This is a genomic window from Cyanobium gracile UHCC 0281, from assembly GCF_034931305.1.
Taxonomy (GTDB): Bacteria; Cyanobacteriota; Cyanobacteriia; order PCC-6307; family Cyanobiaceae; genus Cyanobium; species Cyanobium gracile_A.
Map to the genome: position 1 here is coordinate 54020 of NZ_JAYGHY010000007.1, position 20843 is coordinate 74862.

At 68.5% G+C, this 20843-nt stretch carries 23 protein-coding genes; 6 read left to right on the plus strand and 17 right to left on the minus strand.

Going from position 1 to position 20843, the window contains the following annotated elements; all coding sequences use genetic code 11:
- Window positions 1–25 precede the first annotated feature (25 nt).
- Window positions 26–616: an ATP-dependent Clp endopeptidase proteolytic subunit ClpP gene (gene clpP, locus VB739_RS03830; protein WP_216908779.1), complete on the plus strand. Its 591-nt coding sequence runs from the start codon at window positions 26–28 to the stop codon at window positions 614–616.
- 75 nt (window positions 617–691) lie between these two features.
- Here clpP and ftsH read toward each other — a convergent pair whose 3' ends face one another.
- From ftsH to pyk, 4 genes are all read right to left on the minus strand, one after another.
- Window positions 692–2668: an ATP-dependent zinc metalloprotease FtsH gene (gene ftsH / locus VB739_RS03835; RefSeq protein WP_323355797.1), complete on the minus strand. Its 1977-nt coding sequence runs from the start codon at window positions 2666–2668 to the stop codon at window positions 692–694.
- A 98-nt stretch (window positions 2669–2766) separates the two neighbouring features.
- A complete protein-coding gene (locus VB739_RS03840) occupies window positions 2767–3075 on the minus strand; it encodes a DUF1830 domain-containing protein (protein ID WP_323355798.1) in 309 nt (102 codons plus the stop codon).
- Window positions 3076–3220: 145 nt separating this feature from the next.
- Window positions 3221–4450 (minus strand): ABC transporter permease, encoded by a 1230-nt coding sequence (locus VB739_RS03845; protein WP_323355799.1) that lies wholly within the window; start codon window positions 4448–4450, stop codon window positions 3221–3223.
- A 27-nt stretch (window positions 4451–4477) separates the two neighbouring features.
- On the minus strand, window positions 4478–6262 hold the full coding sequence (gene pyk / locus VB739_RS03850) for a pyruvate kinase (RefSeq protein ID WP_323355800.1): 1785 nt from the start codon (window positions 6260–6262) through the stop codon (window positions 4478–4480).
- Between the two features lie 59 nt (window positions 6263–6321).
- Here pyk and VB739_RS03855 point away from each other — a divergent pair, with 59 nt between their 5' ends.
- Window positions 6322–6651, plus strand: coding sequence for a nucleoside triphosphate pyrophosphohydrolase family protein (locus VB739_RS03855; RefSeq protein ID WP_323355801.1), 330 nt, complete (start codon window positions 6322–6324; stop codon window positions 6649–6651).
- A gap of 38 nt (window positions 6652–6689) precedes the next feature.
- On the plus strand, window positions 6690–7166 hold the full coding sequence (locus VB739_RS03860) for a hypothetical protein (protein ID WP_416233299.1): 477 nt from the start codon (window positions 6690–6692) through the stop codon (window positions 7164–7166).
- Here VB739_RS03860 and VB739_RS03865 read toward each other — a convergent pair.
- The 3 genes from VB739_RS03865 to ilvA are packed head-to-tail and all read right to left on the minus strand — an operon-like array spanning window position 7160 to window position 9667.
- A complete protein-coding gene (locus VB739_RS03865) occupies window positions 7160–7453 on the minus strand; it encodes a YggT family protein (RefSeq protein ID WP_323355802.1) in 294 nt (97 codons plus the stop codon). The two genes, VB739_RS03860 and VB739_RS03865, sit on opposite strands and share 7 nt — an antisense overlap.
- 41 nt (window positions 7454–7494) lie before the next feature.
- On the minus strand, window positions 7495–8061 hold the full coding sequence (gene scpB / locus VB739_RS03870) for an SMC-Scp complex subunit ScpB (RefSeq protein ID WP_323355803.1): 567 nt from the start codon (window positions 8059–8061) through the stop codon (window positions 7495–7497).
- Window positions 8054–9667 (minus strand): threonine ammonia-lyase, biosynthetic, encoded by a 1614-nt coding sequence (ilvA, locus tag VB739_RS03875; RefSeq protein WP_323355804.1) that lies wholly within the window; start codon window positions 9665–9667, stop codon window positions 8054–8056. The genes scpB and ilvA overlap by 8 nt, the downstream gene beginning before the upstream one ends.
- A 96-nt stretch (window positions 9668–9763) precedes the next feature.
- On the opposite strand from ilvA, the gene dxs reads away from it, so the two are divergent.
- Together dxs and VB739_RS03885 are read left to right on the plus strand one after the other, a co-directional pair.
- Window positions 9764–11683: a 1-deoxy-D-xylulose-5-phosphate synthase gene (dxs, locus tag VB739_RS03880; protein WP_323355805.1), complete on the plus strand. Its 1920-nt coding sequence runs from the start codon at window positions 9764–9766 to the stop codon at window positions 11681–11683.
- A complete protein-coding gene (locus VB739_RS03885; RefSeq protein WP_323355806.1) occupies window positions 11673–12914 on the plus strand; it encodes an NAD(P)/FAD-dependent oxidoreductase in 1242 nt (413 codons plus the stop codon). The genes dxs and VB739_RS03885 overlap by 11 nt, the downstream gene beginning before the upstream one ends.
- 3 nt (window positions 12915–12917) lie before the next feature.
- On the opposite strand, the gene psaK is transcribed toward VB739_RS03885, so the two are convergent.
- The 3 genes from psaK to VB739_RS03900 are packed head-to-tail and all read right to left on the minus strand — an operon-like array spanning window position 12918 to window position 13884.
- Entirely contained in the window at window positions 12918–13175 is a 258-nt protein-coding gene (gene psaK, locus VB739_RS03890; protein ID WP_323355807.1) for a photosystem I reaction center subunit PsaK, read from the minus strand.
- Window positions 13172–13570 carry a DUF3593 domain-containing protein gene (locus tag VB739_RS03895; RefSeq protein WP_323355808.1) on the minus strand — a complete coding sequence of 133 codons (399 nt, stop codon included), beginning with the start codon at window positions 13568–13570 and terminating at the stop codon, window positions 13172–13174. Before VB739_RS03895 ends, psaK begins: the two co-directional genes overlap by 4 nt.
- Window positions 13567–13884 (minus strand): DUF2499 domain-containing protein, encoded by a 318-nt coding sequence (locus VB739_RS03900; RefSeq protein ID WP_323355809.1) that lies wholly within the window; start codon window positions 13882–13884, stop codon window positions 13567–13569. The genes VB739_RS03895 and VB739_RS03900 overlap by 4 nt, the downstream gene beginning before the upstream one ends.
- 55 nt (window positions 13885–13939) lie before the next feature.
- On the opposite strand from VB739_RS03900, the gene csaB reads away from it, so the two are divergent.
- Window positions 13940–14986 (plus strand): polysaccharide pyruvyl transferase CsaB, encoded by a 1047-nt coding sequence (gene csaB, locus VB739_RS03905; protein WP_323355810.1) that lies wholly within the window; start codon window positions 13940–13942, stop codon window positions 14984–14986.
- A gap of 7 nt (window positions 14987–14993) precedes the next feature.
- On the opposite strand, the gene VB739_RS03910 is transcribed toward csaB, so the two are convergent.
- From VB739_RS03910 to VB739_RS03940, 7 genes are all read right to left on the minus strand, one after another.
- Complete coding sequence (locus VB739_RS03910) at window positions 14994–15851, minus strand: metallophosphoesterase (RefSeq protein WP_323355811.1); 858 nt, start codon at window positions 15849–15851, stop codon at window positions 14994–14996.
- Window positions 15848–16417 (minus strand): peroxiredoxin, encoded by a 570-nt coding sequence (locus tag VB739_RS03915; RefSeq protein WP_416233297.1) that lies wholly within the window; start codon window positions 16415–16417, stop codon window positions 15848–15850. The genes VB739_RS03910 and VB739_RS03915 overlap by 4 nt, the downstream gene beginning before the upstream one ends.
- Before the next feature lie 75 nt (window positions 16418–16492).
- The gene (gene rpmB, locus VB739_RS03920) at window positions 16493–16729 is read right to left on the minus strand and encodes a 50S ribosomal protein L28 (RefSeq protein WP_216903196.1); all 237 of its coding nucleotides are present in this window, start codon (window positions 16727–16729) and stop codon (window positions 16493–16495) included.
- Between the two features lie 83 nt (window positions 16730–16812).
- Window positions 16813–17808 (minus strand): ABC transporter ATP-binding protein, encoded by a 996-nt coding sequence (locus VB739_RS03925; RefSeq protein ID WP_323355813.1) that lies wholly within the window; start codon window positions 17806–17808, stop codon window positions 16813–16815.
- On the minus strand, window positions 17805–18599 hold the full coding sequence (locus VB739_RS03930) for a carbohydrate ABC transporter permease (RefSeq protein ID WP_323355814.1): 795 nt from the start codon (window positions 18597–18599) through the stop codon (window positions 17805–17807). The genes VB739_RS03925 and VB739_RS03930 overlap by 4 nt, the downstream gene beginning before the upstream one ends.
- The gene (locus tag VB739_RS03935) at window positions 18596–19483 is read right to left on the minus strand and encodes a sugar ABC transporter permease (RefSeq protein WP_323355815.1); all 888 of its coding nucleotides are present in this window, start codon (window positions 19481–19483) and stop codon (window positions 18596–18598) included. The genes VB739_RS03930 and VB739_RS03935 overlap by 4 nt, the downstream gene beginning before the upstream one ends.
- Window positions 19480–20802 carry an extracellular solute-binding protein gene (locus tag VB739_RS03940; protein WP_323355816.1) on the minus strand — a complete coding sequence of 441 codons (1323 nt, stop codon included), beginning with the start codon at window positions 20800–20802 and terminating at the stop codon, window positions 19480–19482. The genes VB739_RS03935 and VB739_RS03940 overlap by 4 nt, the downstream gene beginning before the upstream one ends.
- Window positions 20803–20843 lie beyond the last annotated feature (41 nt).

The following is a 20843-nucleotide window of genomic DNA, read 5'->3' on the forward strand; positions in this document are numbered from 1 at the left end:
CGTTTCAATCGCCTGTCTGGAGCCCATGATCCCGATCGTCATCGAGGAGTCGGGTCGCGGTGAAAGAGCCTTCGACATCTATTCCCGCCTGCTGCGGGAGAGGATCATCTTCCTCGGGGAACCGGTGACGGCCGAATCCGCCAACCGTGTGGTGGCCCAGTTGCTATTTCTGGAAGCGGAGGATCCCGAGAAGGATATCTTCCTTTACGTCAATTCACCGGGCGGTTCGGTCTACGACGGCCTCGGCATCTTTGACACCATGCAACACATCAAACCCGATGTGCAGACCGTCTGCGTGGGCCTGGCGGCCAGCATGGGGGCCTTCCTGCTCTGCGCAGGAGCCAAGGGCAAGCGCAGCAGCCTGACCCACTCGCGGATCATGATTCACCAGCCTCTCGGTGGGGCCCGCGGCCAGGCCAGCGACATCCGCATCCAGGCCGATGAGATCCTCTACCTCAAGGACAAGCTCAATCGGGAACTGGCCAGCCGCACCGGCCGTGACCTTGAGCAGATCCAGATCGACACCGACAGGGACTTTTTCATGTCCCCGGCCGAAGCGATGGCCTACGGCCTGATCGATAAAGTCATCGAAAAGCGTCCCATCCGTCCGGTCTGACGCTAAGCATCTGTCACACAAAAGGCCTGCATCAGCAGGCCTTTTTTCATGGTTGTGGGGGAATCACTCCCAGCTTCAGGGCGCCTCGGCGGCATCCGCAACAGCCGCTTCCTGCTGGTTGGCCGACGCCAGATCCGCTGCTGTGAGCAGTGGGGAGAAACGGTCCTTGTCGGGAATGGCGGCGAACTCCGAGACGATCAGGCGGAACTCATCGCCATCAAGACTTTCCTTCTCGATCAGGAGCTCCACCAGCCGGTCCATGCAGGCGCGATGCTCGGCCACCAGCTTGACGGTGTCGGTGTAGCAGCTCTGAACGATGTGACGCACGGCTCCATCAATCTTGTGGGCGATGGCATCGGAAACATCGCTGCGGGTCATCAGGTCGCGGCCCAGAAACACCTCCTGGTTGCCGGCCTCCAGCGACATCGGGCCCAGTTCACTCATGCCGAAGCGGGTGACCATCTGCCGGGCCATGGAGGCCACCTGCTGGATGTCACCGCCGGCGCCGGTGGTGACTTCCGAGTGACCAAAGACCACATCCTCCGCCGCCCGGCCGCCGAGAGCCCCCATGATGCGGGCTCGCAACTGGGCCCGACTCACCAGCATCTGCTCTTCGTCGGGAGCGAACCAGGTGAGTCCCTGGGCCTGCCCCCTGGGAATCAGGGTGACCTTCTGGACGGGGTCGTGCTGCTTGACCAGGGTGCCCACCAGGGCGTGGCCCACCTCGTGATAGGCGATCAGTCGCTTGCTGCGGCCATCGGTCAGGGGCTTGCCCTCCATGCCGGCGATGATCCGATCGACGGCGTCGTCGATTTCCGCCAGGCCCGTGGCTTCCTTGCGGCGCCGGGCCGTGAGGATCGCCGCCTCATTGAGCAGGTTGGCCAGGTCGGCACCGGTGAAGCCCGGCGTGCGGCGGGCAATCATCTCCAGGGAGACATCCTCGGCCAGCTTCTTGTTACGGCTGTGCACCTTCAGGATCGAAAGGCGACCCTTGATGTCGGGGGCATCCACCTGCACCTGACGATCGAAACGGCCGGGCCGCATCAGAGCCGAATCGAGAACGTCGGGGCGGTTGGTGGCCGCGATGATGATGATGCCGCTGTTGCCCTCAAACCCATCCATCTCGGTGAGCAGCTGGTTGAGGGTCTGCTCCCGCTCGTCGTTGCCGCCACCGATTCCGGCGCCGCGCTGCCGCCCAACGGCATCGATCTCATCGATGAAGATCAGGCAGGGGCTGTTCTCCTTGGCCCGCTTGAACAGATCACGGACGCGGCTCGCACCGACACCCACGAACATCTCGACGAATTCCGAACCCGACAGGGAGAAAAAGGGCACCCCGGCCTCGCCGGCGATGGCCTTGGCCAGCAGGGTCTTGCCTGTACCGGGGGGACCCACCAGCAGCACGCCGCGGGGGATCTTGGCCCCCACGGAGGTGAAGCGCTCCGGGGTTTTGAGGAAGGTGACCACTTCCTGAAGGTCCTGCTTGGCTTCCTCGACGCCGGCCACGTCATCGAACTTGACACCGGTTTCGGCTTCCATGGCGAAGCGAGCCTTGGACTTTCCGAACTGCATCGCCTGACCAGGCCCACCGGGCATGCCCGAGGAACGCCTGGCCAGGAAAATCAGTGAACCGATCAGCAGCAGCGGGAACAAGAGGTTGCCCAGCAGGCCCAGGGCCGGCGGGGTCGACTTGGGGGGGTGGACATCGAAGCTGATGCCCTGGTCCTTGAGCCTGTTGATCAGCTCCGGCGCAACGCCGGGCAGATCCACCCGCAGCCGTTGCACCCGGTTGTCGAGGTCGGGATCGACGGCTTCGATCACAGCGGTGCGGCCGCCGTCGTAGATGTCGACGGCCGTGACCCTGCCGGCCTCGACGTAATCGAGGAAGCGGCCGTAGCTCATGCGGGCCACCGCTGCATTGCGGGGCGCGGTGGTGTCACCGCTGGGCCCGGGCGCCAACCGTCCCCCTGCACTCAGTAACTGCCAGCCCAGGAACAGGGCCACAGCGATCGGCAACAGCCACAGGGCAAGGACACGCCAGCGCTGATTCATGGTTGTGAAGCTTTTGCACAACCTTAAGAGCGGGCGGCCCTGCAGCGGGAGTCTTTCGGGGTCAAGCTTGACGTCTTCGGCGGCCGGTTTCGCTCGGCTCAGCCCGCCTGCAGCCAGGGGTTGGCCTCAATGCCGCCCACGGCAGGGTCGGGAATGGGAGCCGATTCCATGACCAGTTCGCGGGCCTCGATCGATTCGAGCAGTTCGGGGCCGCCCAGACCATGGGTCCAGATCTCGACTTCGCTCCTGGATGGACATTGAAAGGTCAGGAGTTCAAAAGGAAAGACAACCCGTTCAAGGAAGAACTGTTCCGGCCCGATGCAGCGCAGGATGATCATGCGGTCGGAGCCATTCCGGTAGCCGCAATCCACCTGTTCCGTCCTGGCCAACTGTTCCAACACCTGCATCCGGCGGCTTCCGTACCATCAATACATTGCGGCTGTGGGGATTTGGTGACGAAGGCGACGGATTGCCACTCTTAAGATTTTCTTCTGTTCTCTCTGGTCCTCTGACTGGCTAATGCAGCCCAAGTCGCTGCGGTGGCGCTGCAGATCAGAGGCTTCGCAGGGCCGCAATCGGGTCGAGCCGTGCCGCCCGCCGCGCCGGCACCACGCCGAAGAACAGGCCGATCGAGCCGGACAGACCCACCGTCAGCAGCACCGTGCTGGCCTCGATCGTGGCCGGCAGGGGCGTCAAGGCTCCAACCAGGGCCACCGTGCCCAGCCCGAGGGCACTGCCGATGACGCCACCGAGGCTGGCGAGCACCAGCGACTCCACCAGGAACTGCAGCAGCACGTCACTGCTGCGGGCGCCGAGGGCTTTGCGCAGGCCAATCTCCTCGGTGCGTTCGCTCACCGACACCAGCATGATGTTCATGATGCCGATCCCTCCCACCAGCAGGGACACCGCACCGATGGCCCCCAGCATCAGGGTGAGACCACCGGTGATCGTGCCGACGATCGTGAGGGCATCCTTCTGGGAACGCACGGCGAAATCGTCTTCCCGTAGCAGGCGGTGCCGCTGGCGCAGCAGGTTGGTGATCTGGAAGGCCGCCGCGCCGGTGCTGGCTTCGTCGCGGGCCTCCACGCTGATGAAGGTGAGGCTGACGCCGTAGGTGGGATCCCGCCCACTCAGCTGGCTCACCATGGTGGTGAGGGGGATGTAGGCATTCTCGTCCTGGTTGGAGCCGAACACGGCCCCTTTCGGTGCCAGGACGCCGATCACCTCGAACGACTTGTCGCGGATGCGCAGCTGGCGGCCCAGGGCTTCACCGGTGGGCATCAGCTTGTCCTGCAGGTCAGGGCCGATCACCACCACGTTGCGGGCCCCCTGCACGTCTCGGTTGTCGATGAAGCGGCCCCTGGCCACCTCAAAGCTGCGCACCGGCAGGAACTCGGGGGTCACCCCCGACACCGAAACTGAGGAGCTGAAGCCGCCGGCTTGGGCGACCTCATTGAGGGTGATCTGGGGGGCGACCCGGCGCACACTCGGCACCTGCTCAGCGATGGCCTTGGCGTCCTCCAGCACCAGGGTGCGGGGCATCTCGATCCCCTGACGCCGGGTGTCGTTGTTACCGGGCACCACAAACAGCACGTTGGCGCCCAAGGTGCTGAGCTGGCTTTCGGCCAGGTTCTGGGCGCCACGCCCGACACCCACCAGGGTGATCACCGAGGCATTGCCGATGACGATGCCCAGCATGGTGAGCAGGCTGCGCAGGCGATTGGAGCGCAGCGTCAGCAACGCCATGGCCACCGTTTCGCTCAGGGGCAGCTTGGAGGCCATGGCGGCGCAGCCGGAGGGGTTTCGGTTCTAGAGGAACGACGGCACCGCCGAGGGGTGGGTGCTCTGGGCACCCCGGTGCACCACCCCATCCTGAACGTCCAGGGTGACCACCTCCCCCATGCGCAGTTCGAGGGTGGCATTGGCCACGCCCACGATCACGGGCACGCCCAGCCGCTCGCCGATCACGGCCGCATGGCTCTGGCGACCCTCCTCCTCGGCAATCACCCCCCGGGCCTTGCGGATCGCCTCCAGGAAGGCGGCGCTCGTTTCGCGCACCACCAGGATCTCACCGGGCTCGAGGCGGGCCGCCTCCTCAGGAGTGCTGGCCAGGCGCACCTTGCCGCTGATCGTGCCGCTGCCGATCCCGACCCCGCGGCCCATCACGGCCGAGACGATGCCCACCTTGACCAGGTCGGTGGAGCCGCTCACCCCCTCCAGGGTGCCGGCGGTCTGGACCACCAGATCGCCGGCGCCCAGCAGACCCAGCTCCTTGGCAGCGGCCATGGCCACGCTGAAGGTGCGGCTGCTGCTCGGCTCATCGTGGATCAGCAGCGGGTTGACCCCCCACACCAGCTGCAGCTGGCGGGCCACGGTGACGTCAGAGGTGATCGCCAGGATGGGCGTGCTGGGGCGGAACTTGCTGACGCTGCGCGCCGTGGAGCCGGTCTTGGTGAGGGGCAGGATCGCGGCGGCGTTGAGCTGGCGGGCGATGCTGCTGACCGCCTGACAGATGGCGTTGGGGATGGTGGTGGCCATGTGGCTGTCCAGCACCCGCTGGGGGTAGTCGCGCTCAATGCGGCGAGCGATCTGATCCATGGTGGCCACGGCCTCCACGGGATAGTCGCCAACGGCGGTCTCGTTGGAGAGCATCACCGCATCGGTGCCGTCGAGGATGGCGTTGGCGACATCGCTCACCTCGGCCCGGGTGGGCCGCGGGCAGGAGGCCATCGAATCCAGCATCTGGGTGGCCGTGATGATCGGGATGCCGAGGCTGTTGGCCTTGCGGATCAGCTCCTTCTGCAGCAGCGGCACCTCCTCGGCGGGCATTTCCACCCCGAGGTCGCCCCGGGCCACCATCACCCCGTCGCAAAGGGGAAGGATGGCGTCGATGGCGTCGATCGCCTCGAACTTCTCGATCTTGGCCACCACCGGGGTGTTGTGGCCCTGGCTGCGGATCAGCTCGCGGATCTCGAGCATGTCGGAGGGATTGCGCACGAAGCTGAGGGCCACCCAGTCGACCCCCTGCTGCAGCCCGAAGCTGAGGTCGCGGCGGTCCTTGGGGGTCAGGGCCCGGATCGACAGCTGCACGTCGGGGAAGTTGACCCCCTTGTTGTTGGAGAGCACGCCACCCACGGTGACCCTGCACTTCAGGGTCTGTTCGGGGCCGTCGACCTCCACCACCACCATCTCCACCCGGCCGTCGTCGAGCAGGATCCGGCTGCCATTGGTCACCTCATCCGCCAGGCGCTCGTAGGTCACCGTGGCGATCGTGTTGTCGCAGTTGACGGCGCGGGAGGTGAGCGCGAAGGGATCCCCCTTGGCCAGGGTGATCGGACCGGCCTGGAAGCGCCCCAGACGGATCTTGGGGCCCTGGAGATCCTGAAGGATGCCGATGTGCACGCCCAGTTCGTGGGCCACCTGGCGGATGGTGGCGATCCGATCGGCGTGGTCGCTGTGATCGCCGTGGGAGAAGTTGAGACGGAAGGTGGTGGCACCGGCGGCGATCAGCTGCCGCAGCACCTCGGGAGACTCGGTGGCCGGACCGATCGTGGCCACGATCTTTGTGCGACGCATGAGATCGTGAGGGGCCATGGGACGACCGTGTACAAGGGCGGAAACTACCATCCGGACTTGCCCGGAGCGAGCTTGAAATGGACTTTCAGGACTACCAGCGACGCTCCCGTGAGACGGCGCGTTACCCGGACGTGGGCGCCAACATTCTTTACCCCACGCTGGGATTGTGCGGGGAGGCCGGCGAAGTGGCCGACAAGGTCAAGAAGGTGCTGCGGGATCGTGCTGGCGTCTTCGGCCCCGACGTCCGCGACGACCTGCGGCTGGAGCTGGGCGACGTGCTCTGGTACGTGGCCCAGCTGGCCACGGAACTGGGGCTGGATCTGGAGGAGGTGGCCGGCGCCAATCTGGCCAAGCTGGCCAGCCGCGCGGACCGTAACGTGATCGGAGGCAGCGGCGATCGGCGGTGAAGCAACGACCAACCGCCAGGACGACCCTGGCCCGGGCGCTGTCCGGCCTGTTCCTGGGGCTGTTGATTCTTCTCTGTGGCCCCGGCCCGGCGGCCGCCACCGACCTGAAGGTCTCGGAGGTGGTGATCGAGCCCTGCCCAGCTGACGACCTCGGCAGCCAGCCGGAGTTGGTCCGCCCCAGTGGGGCCAGCTGCTGGGCCCTGCGGGGGGTGGTGGTCAACCCCGGAGCGAAGCCCGTGATGGACACCGATGTGTTCGGCCTGATCCTCGATGCCAGCGGTGAGCCGGTGCTGCCGAATCGCACCCGGGTGGGTTCCATCGGCGACGTGCCGCCCGGCAGCTCGAGCTTCGCCCTGCGCTTGGCCGTGCCGGCCGGCACGCCGGGTCCCCTCGGCACGCGCAGCGTCAAGGCAAGGGGATTCAGCTCACCGGTGCGCACCCGGGCCGGCATCGACGATGAGCTCCTGCCCCTGGAAGAGGCCCTGAGCGCCTCCGACGATCTGCCCGCTCAGTAGGGCAAGCCGCCGGAGGACAGGGTGGCAATCGAGGCCCCCAGCAGGCTCTGGGCCAGCTGCAGGGCGATGAAGGCCACCAGGGCCGACAGGTCGATGCCGCCAAGCGGTGGAATCAGTCCGCGGAAGGCGTTCAGGTAAGGGTCGGTGATGGCGCTGACGCTGGAGAGCAACGGGTTGCTCCAGTCCAGGTTGGGGAACCAGCTCAGCAGCACCCGGACCAGCAGCACCAGGAGGTAGATGCTCAGGGTCTGGGCCAGCACCTGGAGCAGGAAGACGAAGATGTTCATGGAAAGGGTCGAGGGGGTGGGGCTGCAACCGCAGGCCAACTCTATGGATCCGGTTCCTCGTCGGGTGACGCGGGCCCCTCGACCGTCTCAGCGGCGGCCAGGCGCGACCCCAGGGCCGCCAGATCGTCGGCCTTCAGGGAGAAGGTGCGATGGAACTTCTCACTCAGGCTGAGCCAGTAGGAGCGGCCGTCGCTCTGGCGACGGCGCTCGATGAAGTCCTGGGCCAGCAGCTCCTTGATGTGCTCGTAGGCCCCCGAACCGCGCAGCTCCACCAGCTCCGACTGCAGCAGCCGCTTCTTGAGGGCGATGGTGGCCAGGGTGCGCAGGGCGGCGATCGACAGATCCACCGGCAGCAGGTTCTGCACCAGATCCCCCAGGCCGGCCCGCAGCTGCAGCGCGTAGCGCTGGCCCTCCTGGTGGATCTCCAGGGCGGTGTCCCGGTGGGCGTAGTCGGCCATCAGGGTGATCAGGGCCAGTTCGGTCGCGTCCCGTTCGATGCCGGCGATGGCAGCCAGTTCGCCCAGCTCCAGCGGCCGGCCCTTGAGGTAGAGGATCGCCTCCAGCCGTGCCGGCAGGGAGAGGCCGCAGAAGGGTTCGGGTTCAGCCATGGGGATGGGCGGCAGGGCGTGGCGGCAGGTTGCGGCCCACTTCTCCCAGGAACAGCCGGTAGGCCGGGTTGTGGGTCTCCTCCCAGTGCTGGTAGGGGAGATCGGCGAGGAAGGCCTGCCAGGCCTCCAGCTCCGACGGCGGCACCTGCACCCCCACCACGATGCGCCCGACGTCGGCACCGTGGTTGCGGTAGTGAAAGATGCTGATGTTCCAGTTGGGATGCAGGGCGGTCACGAACGCCATCAGGGCACCGGGCCGTTCCGGGAACACGAAGCGATAGAGCCGCTCCTCTCCCTGGTTCAGCGCCGCCCCGGCGCTGGCCGGCAGCCGTCCCCCCACCATGTGGCAGAGGTGCAGCTTGGCCAGCTCGTCGCCGCTCAGGTCGAGGCAAGGAAACCCGTGGGACTCCAGCGCCTCCATCAGCTGGCGGGTGTCCTGGTGGCCGCTGATCTGGACCCCCACGAAGATGTGGGCCAGCTGGGGGTCGGCCAGGCGGTAGCTGAACTCGGTGAGGCTGCGCTGGCCGAGGACGGCGCAGAAGCGCGCCAGGCTGCCGGGTTGCTCGGGGATCTCCACCGCCAGCAGGGCTTCGCGTTCCTCGCCCAGCTCGGCCCGTTCCGCCACGAAGGCCAGCCGGTCGAAGTTCATGTTGGCGCCGCAGGCCACCGCCACCAGGGTCCTGTCCCGCAGCTGACGCTGCGCCACGTCCTTTTTCATGCCAGCCACCGAGAGGGCGCCCGCCGGCTCCAGGATCGAGCGGGTGTCCTCGAAGACGTCCTTGATGGCGGCGCAGATCTCATCGGTGTCCACCGTGACCATCCGGTCGACGCAGCGCTGGGCCAGGGCGAAGGTGTGCTCACCCACCTGGCGCACGGCCACGCCGTCGGCGAACAGGCCCACCTGGTCGAGCCGCACCCGCTGCCCCGCCGCCAACGAGCGGGTCATGGCATCGGCATCGCTCGGCTCGACGCCCACCACCTCCACCTGGGGCCAGAGGCTCTTGACGTAGGCGCCGATGCCGGCGATCAGCCCGCCACCACCCACCGCCACATAGATGGCATCGGGGGGATCGGAGCACTGGCGCAGGATCTCCAGGCCGATCGTGCCCTGGCCGGCGATCACATCCGGGTCATCGAAGGGATGGATGAAGGTGAGTCCGCGCAGCCGCTGCAGGCGGTGGGCTTCCTCGCAGGCCTCGTCGTAGGTGTCGCCATGAAGCACCACGTCGGCGCCGCGGGCCGCCACCGAGCGCACCTTCATCTCCGGAGTGGTGACCGGCATCACGATCACGGCGGTGCAGCCGAGCCGCTGGGCGGCCAGGGCCACCCCCTGGGCATGGTTGCCGGCACTGGCGGCGATCACCCCCCGGTCGAGCTCGGCCCTCTCCAGACCGACCATTTTGTTGTAGGCGCCGCGCAACTTGAAGCTGAACACGGGCTGGAGATCCTCCCGTTTCAGCAGCACCTGGTTGAGGAGCCGGCGGGAGAGGTTGGGGGCGGGATCGAGGGGGGATTCGATCGCCACGTCGTACACCCGGGCCCGCAGGATCCGCTGCAGGTAAGCGGTTGCCTCGGGAAAGGCGTCGTCGTGGGCGGCCAAGGTCATGGCCCCAGTGTCGCAACCCGACCCTGGAACGGTGGCGTTCGCCGCCGTGGGCTGGAGCGAACCCCGTAGATTGGCCACCTGAAAGCAAGGAAGGGCATGCATCTGAGCGAGCTGAGCCATCCGAATCAGCTGCACGGCCTGAGCACGGCAGAACTCGAGGCCATGGCTCGCCAGATCCGCGAGAAGCACCTGCAGGTGGTCGCCACCAGTGGTGGGCACCTGGGTCCTGGGCTCGGGGTCGTTGAACTCACCCTCGCCTTGTACCAAACCCTCGACCTTGACCACGACCGGGTCGTGTGGGATGTGGGCCACCAGGCCTATCCCCACAAGCTGGTCACGGGGCGCTACAAGGATTTCCATACCCTGCGCCAGAAGGGCGGCGTGGCGGGTTATCTCAAGCGCAGCGAGAGCCGCTTCGACCATTTCGGCGCCGGCCACGCCTCCACCAGCATCTCGGCCGCCCTGGGCATGGCCCTGGCCCGAGACCGCCGCGGCGAAGACTTCAAATGCGTCGCCGTGATCGGCGATGGGGCCCTCACCGGCGGCATGGCCCTGGAGGCCATCAACCATGCGGGCCACCTGCCGCACACCAAACTGCTGGTGGTGCTGAACGACAACGACATGTCGATCTCAGCTCCGGTGGGGGCCCTCTCCACCCACCTCAACCGCATGCGGCTCAGCAAGCCGGTGCAGTTCCTCTCCGGCAGCGCCGAGGAGGCGGTGAAGCACCTCCCCTTCCTGCACGGGGAACTGCCCACCGAGCTCAAGACACTCAAAGAGAGCATGAAGCGGCTGGCCGTGCCCAAGGTGGGGGCTGTGTTTGAAGAGCTGGGCTTCACCTACGTGGGCCCGATCGACGGCCATGACATCCCCGAGATGGTGCGCACCTTCCAGGCGGCCCACCGCTGTGAGGGTCCGGTGCTGGTGCACGTGGCCACCACCAAGGGCAAGGGCTACCCCTACGCCGAAGCCGACCAGGTGGGGTACCACGCCCAGTCGGCCTTCGATCTGGCCACCGGCAAGGCCTATCCCTCCAGCAAGCCCAAACCGCCCAGCTGGAGCAAGGTCTTCGGCCAGACCCTCATCAAGATCTGCGAACAGGATCCCAGGGTGGTGGGCATCACCGCCGCCATGGCCACCGGCACCGGGCTGGATCTGCTGGAGAAGGCGCTCCCCGGCCAGTATTTCGATGTGGGCATCGCCGAGCAGCACGCCGTCACGATGGCGGCGGGCATGGCCTGCGAAGGTCTGCGGCCGGTGGTGGCGATCTACAGCACCTTCCTGCAGCGCGCCTACGACCAGCTCATCCATGACGTCGGCATCCAGAAGCTGCCGGTCACCTTCGTTCTCGATCGGGCCGGCATCGTCGGCGCCGACGGCCCCACCCACCAGGGCCAGTACGACATCAGCTACCTGCGGGCCGTCCCCAACTTCACGGTGATGGCTCCGAAGGACGAGGCCGAACTGCAACGCATGCTGGTCACCTCGATCGCCCATGACGGTCCCTGCGCCATCCGCATCCCCCGTGGCGAAGGCGAAGGGGTGCCCCTGATGGACGAGGGCTGGCAGCCCCTGGAGATCGGCCGCGGTGAGCTGCTCACCGACGGCGACGATGTGTTGATCGTGGCTTACGGCGCCATGGTGGCGCCGGCCATGGCCACCGCCGGTCTGCTCCAGGAGAAGGGCCTCCGGGCCGCCGTCGTGAACGCCCGCTTCCTGCGGCCCCTCGACGAGGCCCTGATCCTGCCCCTGGCGCGGCGCATCGGTCGGGTCGTGACGATGGAGGAAGGTGCCCTGCCCGGTGGCTTCGGGGCCGCGGTGGTGGAAACCTTCAACGACCACGAACTGGCCATTCCGGTGCTGCGCATCGGCATCCCGGATCTGCTGGTCGACCACGCCAGTCCTGAGCAGAGCAAGGAAAGCCTGAGCCTCACCCCCGCCCAGATGGCTGATCGCATCCACGAGCGTTTCGGCCCGGTGTTCCGCGCCACCGTCCCCACCGCCCTTGCCGTCTGAGTCCTCCCTCCACTGCCAGGTGCTGGTGGTGGGGGCCGGTCCGGCCGGCGGAGACCTGGCCCGGCGTCTTGCCATGCAGGGCGTCGATGTCGTCCTGGCCGACCGCCTCGCCGACCTGAACCGCTCCGCCTTCAGCAGCGCCGCCCTGCCGATGGCGTCCATGGAGGACTTCGGCTTGTCGGCGGAGGTGGTGGGCAGCCGCTGGCGGCAGTGGCAGCTGATCGGTCCTGGCAGGGCCACCCGCTCCTGGGCCTCCCCCCAGCCCCTTGGTGTGGTGCTCGATTTCGGCGCTCTGCGCCGCTGGCAGGCCGACCAGTGCCTGCGCTGGGGAGGTCGGGTGGCGTTGGGACTCCACGCCTGCTCCAGCCACGAGGAGGGCGAGCGGATGGTCACCCTGCTGCGCCGTGCCGATGGCACCACCCTGCGCGTCAGCAGCGACTGGACCGTGGATGCCAGCGGCCAGGCCCGGGCCCTGCTGGGCGATCCGCCACCGGCCCAGCGCCCGCGGGATGGCCTGGTGCGAGCCGCCGGCCTGGAATGGCTGCTGCAGGTGTCCCCCACCTGCTGGCAGCGCTGGGCTGAGCGGCTCAGCTTCTGCCTCGGCAGCGACTGGGTGCCCCAGGGCTACGGCTGGATCTTTCCGATGCAGCCGGGCGTGCTGAAGCTCGGGGTGTGCCGGTTGGTGGATCCCCAGCGCCAGCAGCCACCCCTGGGGGGCCTGATCACGGAGGTGGGCCGGCGGCTGCTGGCAGACGGAATGGCTGACGAGGACTTCAAGGTCCTGGACCGCCATGGCGGTCTGGTGCGAAGCACGATCCGCCGTCGCGAACCCCATCAACGGGGGCGGTTGGTGGGCCTGGGCGATGCGGTCAGCACCGCCAACCTGCTGGGCGGTGAAGGCATCCGTCACGCCCTGACCAGCAGCGCCGTGCTGGCTCCCTTGCTGCAACAGGCCCTGGCGACCTCAGGGATTTCAGCCTCGCCCCAGCAGGCGCTGCGGGACTATGCGCCCCAGCTCAGACGGGCCCTTGGCTGGCGCTGGTCCCTCAGCGGCCGGCTGGCGCGGCGCACCTGGCTGGGCCTGCATGGGCCGAGGGCTGATGGCCGGCTTGACCAGGTGCTGCGGGGGCTGGAACGGCGCAGGGCGGAGGATCTCTCGGCCCTGCTGTTCGGCTATCGCTTCGAGCGCTACGGCCTCAGGGCCATGCCGTACCTGCTCGGCTGGCGCTGAGCGTCAGAGGACGCCGCGGGAGGCCAGACCCAGGATCGCGCCCATGCCGAGGATGTGCCCCAGGCTGGTGGTGCCGAGCATGGCGCCGTGGCTGAAGCCGCCGAAGAAGGAGTTGTTGGGAAGCTGCAGACCCACGGTCTGCTGCTGGATGGTGGCCTTGCCGATGGCGATGGCGATGACGTTGCACACGATCATGACCAGGGCCACCTTGGGAGACCAGCTGATCGACGCGGGAGCCATGGCCAGGAGGGGAGCGATCATGATGCACTTGCTGACGCCCCATCTTCCGGGTCAGGGGCAGCTGCGCCCCGCCCCCTTAAGACTTGTTCACCTGGGAGCGCCGCCTCCTGCCGGGGCCGAAATCCCAGCAGCACCACCAGGTTGCTGAGGGTCAGAAAGGCTTCGGCGCCACCGTGAAGGGGATCCACGTCCGCCAGCTGACGGCCGTAGACCAGCTGGGCCACCACCGCGGCGGCGATCGTGACCGCCACGAACAGCAGTGTCAGCTGGAAGCCGCGCAAGGCCAGCCGCGGAAAAGCCCGCACCTTCTGCGCCCACCAGAGAAAGGCCAGGTAGGGCAGGAGCGAGAGCACGAAGAACGGTGCCGGATCCACACCGCCGAGGCGCTGAAACCAGTCGGCCAGGGGCAGGCTCACGGGGTTCCGTCCTCCGGCGCCGGCCGCTGCAGACGCAGCAGGTTCCAGGCGGCCAGGGCCAGGGCTCCGTTGCCCAGGGCGGTCAGACCGGCCTGCAACACCACCAGCCCCTTGAGGGCCTCGCTGTTGTCGAACAGATGCCAGGTGCAGGCGGCCATGGCGCTCACCAGGGCCGGCACCATGGCCAGGGCCAGCCAGCGCCAGCCCCCTTCCCGCCGCAACCGCCCATAGGCCTGGACGGCGAGGATCGCGAGCCCCCACTCGAGCACCGACGTGATGTGGATCCACCAGGTGGGCAGCGACAGCGCGTGCATGGGGAAGGCCTGGTGTGATCCGTAATGTACGGAGCCGGAACCACCGCTGTCTCGGATGCGTGCTCTGATCTGCGGCTACTACGGTGAGCACAACCTCGGCGATGACGCCCTGCTGCAGGTGTTGCTGGGCCAACTGCCGGCCGGTTGCGTTCCGCTGGTCACGGCCCACGACCAGGATCTGGTGCACGACCGTTTCGGGGTGGAGACCACCGACCGCCGGCGGCTGGGTGGGGTGATCGCCGCCCTCGGCCGCTGCCAGGCCCTGGTGCTCGGCGGCGGCAGCCTGCTGCAGGACACCACCAGCTTTCAGAGCCTCCTCTATTACGGCGCGCTGATGCTGGCGGCCCGGCTCCGGGGCCAACCCGTGATCCTCTGGGGCCAGGGACTGGGTCCGCTGCGCCGCCGCCGCAGCCGGGCACTGGTGCGGCGCTTGCTGCCCCTGGCGACGGCGATCAGCTGGCGGGATGACTCCTCCGCGGCCCAGGCGCGGGCCTGGGGGGTGGAGGCGTCGGTCGGCAGTGATCCGGTCTGGGCCCTGCCGGCCCAGCCCTGGAGTGGCCGCGGTGGCCCGATCGTGCTCTGTTTCCGGCCGGTGCAGCAGCTGAACGGTGCGGCCTGGATCCCCTATCTTCAGGCCCTCGAACGGCTGGCGCTGGCGGCCGATCGGGAGGTGCTCTGGCTGCCCTTCCATCAGGACCAGGACCGGGGTCTGCTGGCGCGTCTGATCCAGCAGGATCTGCTGGGTGAAGCTCTCGCCAGCCGCAGCCGGGAACTGGCGGTGCAGACCCCCGAAGACGCCATGGACGCCTTCCGCCAGGCGGGCCTGGTGCTGGCCATGCGCCTGCATGGACTGATCCTGGCCGCGCTGGCCGGCAGCCCCTGCGCCGCCCTCAGCTACGACCCCAAGGTGGCCGCTGCGGCGGCGGGGATCGGTTGTCCTTGCCAGGAACTCGAAGCCCCCACTGACGGCCATCTCCAGAGCACCTGGGCCGCTGTGCTCGACACACCGCCGCAGACCGCCGGCATCGCGGCTCTGCAACGGAGCAGCCACGTGCACCGCCAGGTGCTGGCGGCCTTGCAGGACGGAGTTCCGCCCAGCTGAGGGCGATTCAGTTGGGCCGCAGCAGCTCGGCCTGGTCGATGCGCCGCCCCTGGCTGTCCCAGGCGTCGATGCGTAGCCGGTCGGCGGTGGCGCTCAGCTCGGCGAAGCCGTAGGTGCTGAGGGCCCGGGCGGTGTTGGCGTTGGGCAGCACGGCTCGCAGTTGGGCGCCACCGTTGCCCACCGTGAGGTAGGTGGTGCCATCGATCGGGCGGGTGCGCTCGTAGTGGTGGTCGTGGCCATTGATGTAGAGCTGGACCCCGTAGCGGCGGAACAGGGGCGCGAGCCGGGCGATGGCGGCCGGATCATCGCCATAGAAGCCGGACGAGCGCATCGGGTGGTGCCCCACCACCACCTTCCAGGGGGCCGTGCTGGCGGCCAGGGCCTGCTGCAGCCAGGGTCGCTGATGCTGCCAGGGGGCGTTGACGTTGGTGTCCAGCAGGAAGAACTGCACCGGTCCGCGCCGCAGGGTGTACCAGCGTCCCTTCATGCCAAAGGGCTTGTAGGCGATCTGCTGGTCGCCGTTGGCGGTGCGGATGTCGTGGTTACCGAGCACCGCGTGGAAGGGCACCCCGGCCTGAAGCAGGGCGCTGTACGGACGGCGGAAGCTGCTCTCCACCAGGGCCAGGTCGCCGGAGGGGTAGATGTTGTCGCCAGCCAGGAGCACCAGATCCACCGGCGCGCGCCGATGGACGTCGCCCATGCGCTGGCCCACGGCCCGCTGGTGGGCATTGCCGCTGCCGCTGTCGCCGGTGGCCAGGACGTGCAGGCGTGCCGCGGAGGAGTTGCCCTGGCCCGGCGCGGCCAGCAGCGGCAGCCCGAGGGCGGCGGCTGCGATCAGGCCCAGAAGCTGTCGGCGCCGGATCACTGGCCCGTTTCCCCCTGCAGCCGGGACAACTCCGCCAGCACCTCCTGGCTGTGGCCGGAGGGCCTGACCGCCACCCAGCTGGCCCGCAGCACGCCGTCCGGGTCAATCAGGAAGGTGTGACGCGCCGAGAAGGGGGCCAGCCAGGAGCCGTAGCGCCGACTGACGACTCCGCCGGGATCGGAGAGCAGTGGATAGGCCAGGCCTTCGCTGCCACAGAACGACAGATGGGCCTCGGCGTCATCGGCACTGACGCCCACCACCTCGGCATTCTGGGCGCGGAAGCTGGCCAGGTCGCGCTGGAAGCCGCGCGCCTCGAGCGTGCAGCCGCTGGTGAAATCCTTGGGATAGAAATAGAGGGCCAGCCAGCGGCCGCGGAAATCAGCCATGGACAGGTGGGTCTGGCGCACGGTTCCGTCAGGCCCCGGAGCCACACCGTCCAGATCAACAGCCGGAGCTGGCTTGCCGATGTCCGGCAAGGTGCCGCCCATGGCAGCGGCTTGCTCTGGACGAATCAGTAGGCCGATGGCGGCAAGAAAGGTTCCGCCCAAAAACGCGCGACGCTCCACGAGCTTGCATGCATCGAGCGTGGACCCTAGCGATGCTGCCTGAGCAGCCCCGTTAAGGCCGGGGATCAAAGCGACTCAGATCTTGGCCAGATTGACGCCCAGTTCCTTGGCGTAGGCACCGAGGCCTTTTTTCTGGATGGTTTTCAGGGCCTTGGTGGACACCCGCAGCTTGATGAAACGCTTGCCCTCGGCCCACCACAGCCGCCGTTCCTGCAGGTTCACCTGCTGCAGCTTCTTGGTGCGCACGTGGGAATGGCTGACGGCCATGCCGTTGTTGGCGCGCTTGCCGGTGAGCTGACAGACCCGGGACATGACGTTGTGACGACGGTGGACGTTGCAGGCCTGAGCCAGCTAGAGAGCTTAACAAATGGTGCCCGACCACACCTGCGGGCCGATCAGGCAGCAAGCCGGGCGCCGCTCTCAGGATCGAACCAGAGCTCATGCTGCCGCTGCCAGCCCAGGCGCGGTTCCGGGGGCATCGGCGCCTCCGCTGTGGTGAGCACCCGCAGCGTGCCCCACGGGCTGTCGAACCAGAGGAGTTGCTGGTGGCCCCACCACTCCTTGCGCAGCAGCCGGGCGGCGACAGCACCGTCGTCGTCCAGGCGAAGGTGCTCGGGCCGCAGGCCCAGCTGACGCCCGGGCTCGATCGTCAGCAGGTTGATCGCCGGCCGCCCCAGGAAGGAGGCGACGAATCGGTTGGCGGGGTTGGTGTAGAGATCCCTGGGGCTGCCCACCTGCTGCAGCCGGCCGGCCTCGAGCAGGGCGATGCGGTCGGCCATGCCCACGGCCTCCTGCTGGTCGTGGGTCACGTAGATCACCGGCTGCTCGCGGCCGCACAGCAGCCGGCGCAGTTCCGGCCGCAGGTCCTCCCTCAGCTGGGCATCGAGGTTGCTCATCGGCTCATCGAGCAGCACGATCCGCGGTTGACGCAGCAACGCCCGCGCCAGGGCCACCCGTTGGCGCTGGCCGCCGGAGAGCTGGGCGGGCCGGCGCTGGCGCAGTTCGCCCAGCTGGAGCAGCTCAAGGGTGGCATCGATGCGCCGCTGGCGCTCGCGGGGGGCCATGCCGCGCACCTTCAGGCCCAGGTCCAGGTTGCCCTCCACACTCAGGTGGGGGTAAAGGGCGTAGCTCTGGAACACCATCGCCACCTGCCGTTCCCCCGGGCTTCGGCCGCTGAGATCGACGCCGTCCAGCAGCACCTGTCCGCCGCTGGCCGGATCCAGCCCTGCCACCAGGCGCAGGGTGGTGGATTTGCCGCAGCCACTGGGTCCGAGCAGGGCGACGCATTCGCCGGGAGCGACCTGCAGGTCGAGGCGATCCAGCAGGCACCGACCGCCCACCTCCCGGCACAGCTGCCGCAGTTCAAGACCGGCGCCGGAGCTGGAGCTCATCCCTTCACCGCCCCGCGGGTCAGTCCCGAGACGATCGACCTCTGGGCCAGCAACACCAGCAGCAGCAGGGGCAGGCTGCCCAGAACGGTGGCAGCGGCAAAGGCTCCGTAGGGGATGGTGAACACCGAGCCGCCACCGATCCGGGCGATGGCGATCGGCAGGGTGAGCAGATCACTGCGGCTGATCCAGGTGAGGGCGATGGCGTACTCGTTCCAGCTGGCCAGAAACACCAGGATGGCCGTGCTGGCCAGGGCCGGTCCCAGCAGGGGCAGAAGCACGAATCGGAGCCGCTGCCCCAGGCCCAGCCCCTCGAGTCGCGCCGCATCCTCCAGCTCCCTGGGAAGGTCGGCGAAGGCGGCCCGCAGCAACAGGACCGCCAGGGGCAGGGACAGGGCCGTGTACGGCAGGCTGAGGGCGAGCAGATTGTTGGCCAGGCCGATGCTGCGGGCGATCTCCAGCAGCGCCAGGAACAGCAGCACGGTGGGGAACATGGCCGCCGCCACCAAAGCCAGGCCCACCCCCCAGCGCAGCGGGCCGCGCAGCCTCTGCAGCCCGTAGGCGCAGGGCACCGCCAGCAGCAGGGTCAGCAGGGTGGTGGCCAGCCCCACCAGGGTGCTGTTGGTCAGGTACCGCCAGAAGGGGGGGTCTCCGGAGAGCACCAGCTGGTAGTTGGCCAGCGTCCAGGGGTTGCCGTCGAGCAGCGGCGCCACCAGGGCCTCCGGGCGCAGCAGGGAGGTGCGCAGCTGCCAGAGCAGGGGACCCAGGCTCCAGAGCAGCACCAGCAGCCTCATGTGGCCTGCTCCGTGGTTCGCTCCAGGCCGTGGCGCCGCAGCAGCAGCCAGCCGCCACCCAGCGACACCAGCAGCAGCAGGAAGGTGGCGAGCATCACGGTGCTGGCGTAGCCGAAGTCGAGGAACCGCATGGCATTGAGGTAGGCATAGAGGGCCAGGCTCTCGGTGCTGCCGGCCGGCCCCCCGCCCGTGAGCACCTGGATCAGGTCGAAGACACCGAGGGCCTGGGCGAGCCGGAACAGCAGCGCCAGGCTGAGATAGGGCACCAACAGGGGCAGGGTGAGGCGGCGCAGGATCTGGAGGCGGCAGGCCCCCTCCAGGCGCAGGGCCTCCTCCAGATCCGCCGGAATGGTCTGCAGTCCGGCCAGCAGCAGCAAGGCCACGAACGGCATCGTCTTCCAGACATCCGCCAGCACCACGAAGAACCAGGTGGTGGAAGGGGTGGAGAGGAAGCCGTAGCTGCTGCCGCCCAGGGAGCGGATGGCGGCGTTGAGCGGACCATGGGGATCGTTGAAGATCCAACGCCAGCCCAGGGCCATCACCGTGGTGGGCAGGGCCCAGGGCAGCAGGGTCAGGGCCCGCAGGGGCCCACGACCCCGCAGGGGGCGGTGCAGCAGCAGGGCGAGGGCAAGTCCACCCAGCAGTTCCAGGGCCACCGAGCAGAGGGCGAAGCGCAGGGTCTGGGCCGCGTCCGTCCAGAACCGGGCGTCATCGAGCAGCCGCCCCCAGTTGGCGCCGCCATTGGGCACGGGCACGAGGCCGGTGAGCACCGAGCTGGCCTGCAGGCTCAGCCAGCCGTAGCGCAGCAGGGGGTAGAGGAACACCGCCGCCAGCAGCAGCAAAGCCGGCAGCATCAACAGCAGGGAGACCGTGCGGGATTTCATGGGTCTGCTGCTCCACTCCCCGGGGGGCCGGCCAGGGAGCGCAGCACCTGCAGGCTCTGGCGCTGGGCGGTGGCCATGGTCTGGTCGGGACCCCCCTGGCCGGTGAGCATGCCGTTCACCTGACGGGCCAACAGGTCGCTGAGCTGGGCGTAGGCCGGTGTGGGCGGCCGCAGCTGGGGATGTTGCAGGGCCTGCCGCTGCACCGCCAGCAGCGGGGCGCGGCGCTGCAGGTCCGGGTCGTCATAGAGCCGGCTCCAGGTGGGGGCGTAGCCCTGGTCGAGGGCCAGCTGGCGTTGCACAACCGGGCCGGTGAGCCAGCGGATCACCGCCACCGCCTCCTCGGGATGGGGGCTGCCCTTGATCAGGGACAGGCCCCAGGTTCCCAGGGTGCCGCCTCCCTGCTCCCCCGGAGCCCCCACCATCGCGGTGACGCCCACCTTGCCCTTGACTGGCCCCTCGCCCTTCTCGATCTCCCGCCAGGCGTAGGGCCAGTTGCGCAGAAAGGCGGCCTCACCGGCGGCAAAGGACTGCAGGGCATCGTTCTCGGCGTAATTGGCCACCGCCCTGGGGCTTACGCCATCGCGAAGAAGGCCATCCAGCCAGGCGGCCGCCGCCACGGCCTGTGGACTGTCCAGCTGCGTGCGGGCGGTGGCGTCATCCCACCAGCGGGCCCCGAAGCCCTGCAGCACCTCCACCATCACACAGCTCAGCCCCTCGTACTGGCGCCCCTGCCAGAGGTAGCCCCAGCGCACCCTGCCGCGGCGCTGCAGGTCGCGGGAGATGGCCACCAACTCCGCCGTGTCCCGGGGCGGGCGTGGCATCAGATCGGTGCGCCAGTACAGCAGGCCCGTGTCGCCAGTGAGGGGCATGCGCCAGAGGTGCTCGCCCTGGCCATTGCCCAGGCGGGCGCCGGGCTCCATGGCCGCCAGCACCTCCGGGCCGAACCAGCGCTCCAACGGCACGAACCAGCCGGCGGCCACGTACTTCGGCAGCCAGCTGACATCCACCAGCAGAAGATCGAAAGGGGCCTCCCCCAGCAACAGGCTGCTGATGGCCAGATCGGAGATGGTCTCCGTGTCCAGGGGGCCGCGGATCACCTCCACCGCCACGCCCGAGCCGCTGGCGTTGAAGCGTTCCACCGGGCCCGCCACCGCATCGGCCAGGGGGGCGGGCATCAGCACCCGGATCGGCACCGGTTCCGCCGCGACCGCCTGCACCGCCCTCAGGCCGCTGGCAGAGAGCAGCACCAGCAGGACCGCCAGCAGACCCACAACGGCGGGCTGCCGCCGCAGGCTGAAGAAAGGGGGGCGGGCCGCCATGGGCCAAGGTTACGCGGGCCGTGCAGACCCCCCGGCGGCCG

Bases quoted from the DNA above. Each gene is read 5' to 3' on its own strand.
- clpP (WP_216908779.1), top strand. From the start codon at position 26: ATGATCCCGATCGTCATCGAGGAGTCGGGTCGCGGTGAAAGAGCCTTC.
- ftsH (WP_323355797.1), bottom strand. From the start codon at position 2,668: ATGAATCAGCGCTGGCGTGTCCTTGCCCTGTGGCTGTTGCCGATCGCT.
- VB739_RS03840 (WP_323355798.1), bottom strand. From the start codon at position 3,075: ATGCAGGTGTTGGAACAGTTGGCCAGGACGGAACAGGTGGATTGCGGC.
- VB739_RS03845 (WP_323355799.1), bottom strand. From the start codon at position 4,450: ATGGCCTCCAAGCTGCCCCTGAGCGAAACGGTGGCCATGGCGTTGCTG.
- pyk (WP_323355800.1), bottom strand. From the start codon at position 6,262: ATGGCCCCTCACGATCTCATGCGTCGCACAAAGATCGTGGCCACGATC.
- VB739_RS03855 (WP_323355801.1), top strand. From the start codon at position 6,322: ATGGACTTTCAGGACTACCAGCGACGCTCCCGTGAGACGGCGCGTTAC.
- VB739_RS03865 (WP_323355802.1), bottom strand. From the start codon at position 7,453: ATGAACATCTTCGTCTTCCTGCTCCAGGTGCTGGCCCAGACCCTGAGC.
- scpB (WP_323355803.1), bottom strand. From the start codon at position 8,061: ATGGCTGAACCCGAACCCTTCTGCGGCCTCTCCCTGCCGGCACGGCTG.
- ilvA (WP_323355804.1), bottom strand. From the start codon at position 9,667: ATGACCTTGGCCGCCCACGACGACGCCTTTCCCGAGGCAACCGCTTAC.
- dxs (WP_323355805.1), top strand. From the start codon at position 9,764: ATGCATCTGAGCGAGCTGAGCCATCCGAATCAGCTGCACGGCCTGAGC.
- psaK (WP_323355807.1), bottom strand. From the start codon at position 13,175: ATGATCGCTCCCCTCCTGGCCATGGCTCCCGCGTCGATCAGCTGGTCT.
- VB739_RS03900 (WP_323355809.1), bottom strand. From the start codon at position 13,884: ATGCACGCGCTGTCGCTGCCCACCTGGTGGATCCACATCACGTCGGTG.
- csaB (WP_323355810.1), top strand. From the start codon at position 13,940: ATGCGTGCTCTGATCTGCGGCTACTACGGTGAGCACAACCTCGGCGAT.
- rpmB (WP_216903196.1), bottom strand. From the start codon at position 16,729: ATGTCCCGGGTCTGTCAGCTCACCGGCAAGCGCGCCAACAACGGCATG.
- VB739_RS03925 (WP_323355813.1), bottom strand. From the start codon at position 17,808: ATGAGCTCCAGCTCCGGCGCCGGTCTTGAACTGCGGCAGCTGTGCCGG.
- VB739_RS03930 (WP_323355814.1), bottom strand. From the start codon at position 18,599: ATGAGGCTGCTGGTGCTGCTCTGGAGCCTGGGTCCCCTGCTCTGGCAG.
- VB739_RS03935 (WP_323355815.1), bottom strand. From the start codon at position 19,483: ATGAAATCCCGCACGGTCTCCCTGCTGTTGATGCTGCCGGCTTTGCTG.
- VB739_RS03940 (WP_323355816.1), bottom strand. From the start codon at position 20,802: ATGGCGGCCCGCCCCCCTTTCTTCAGCCTGCGGCGGCAGCCCGCCGTT.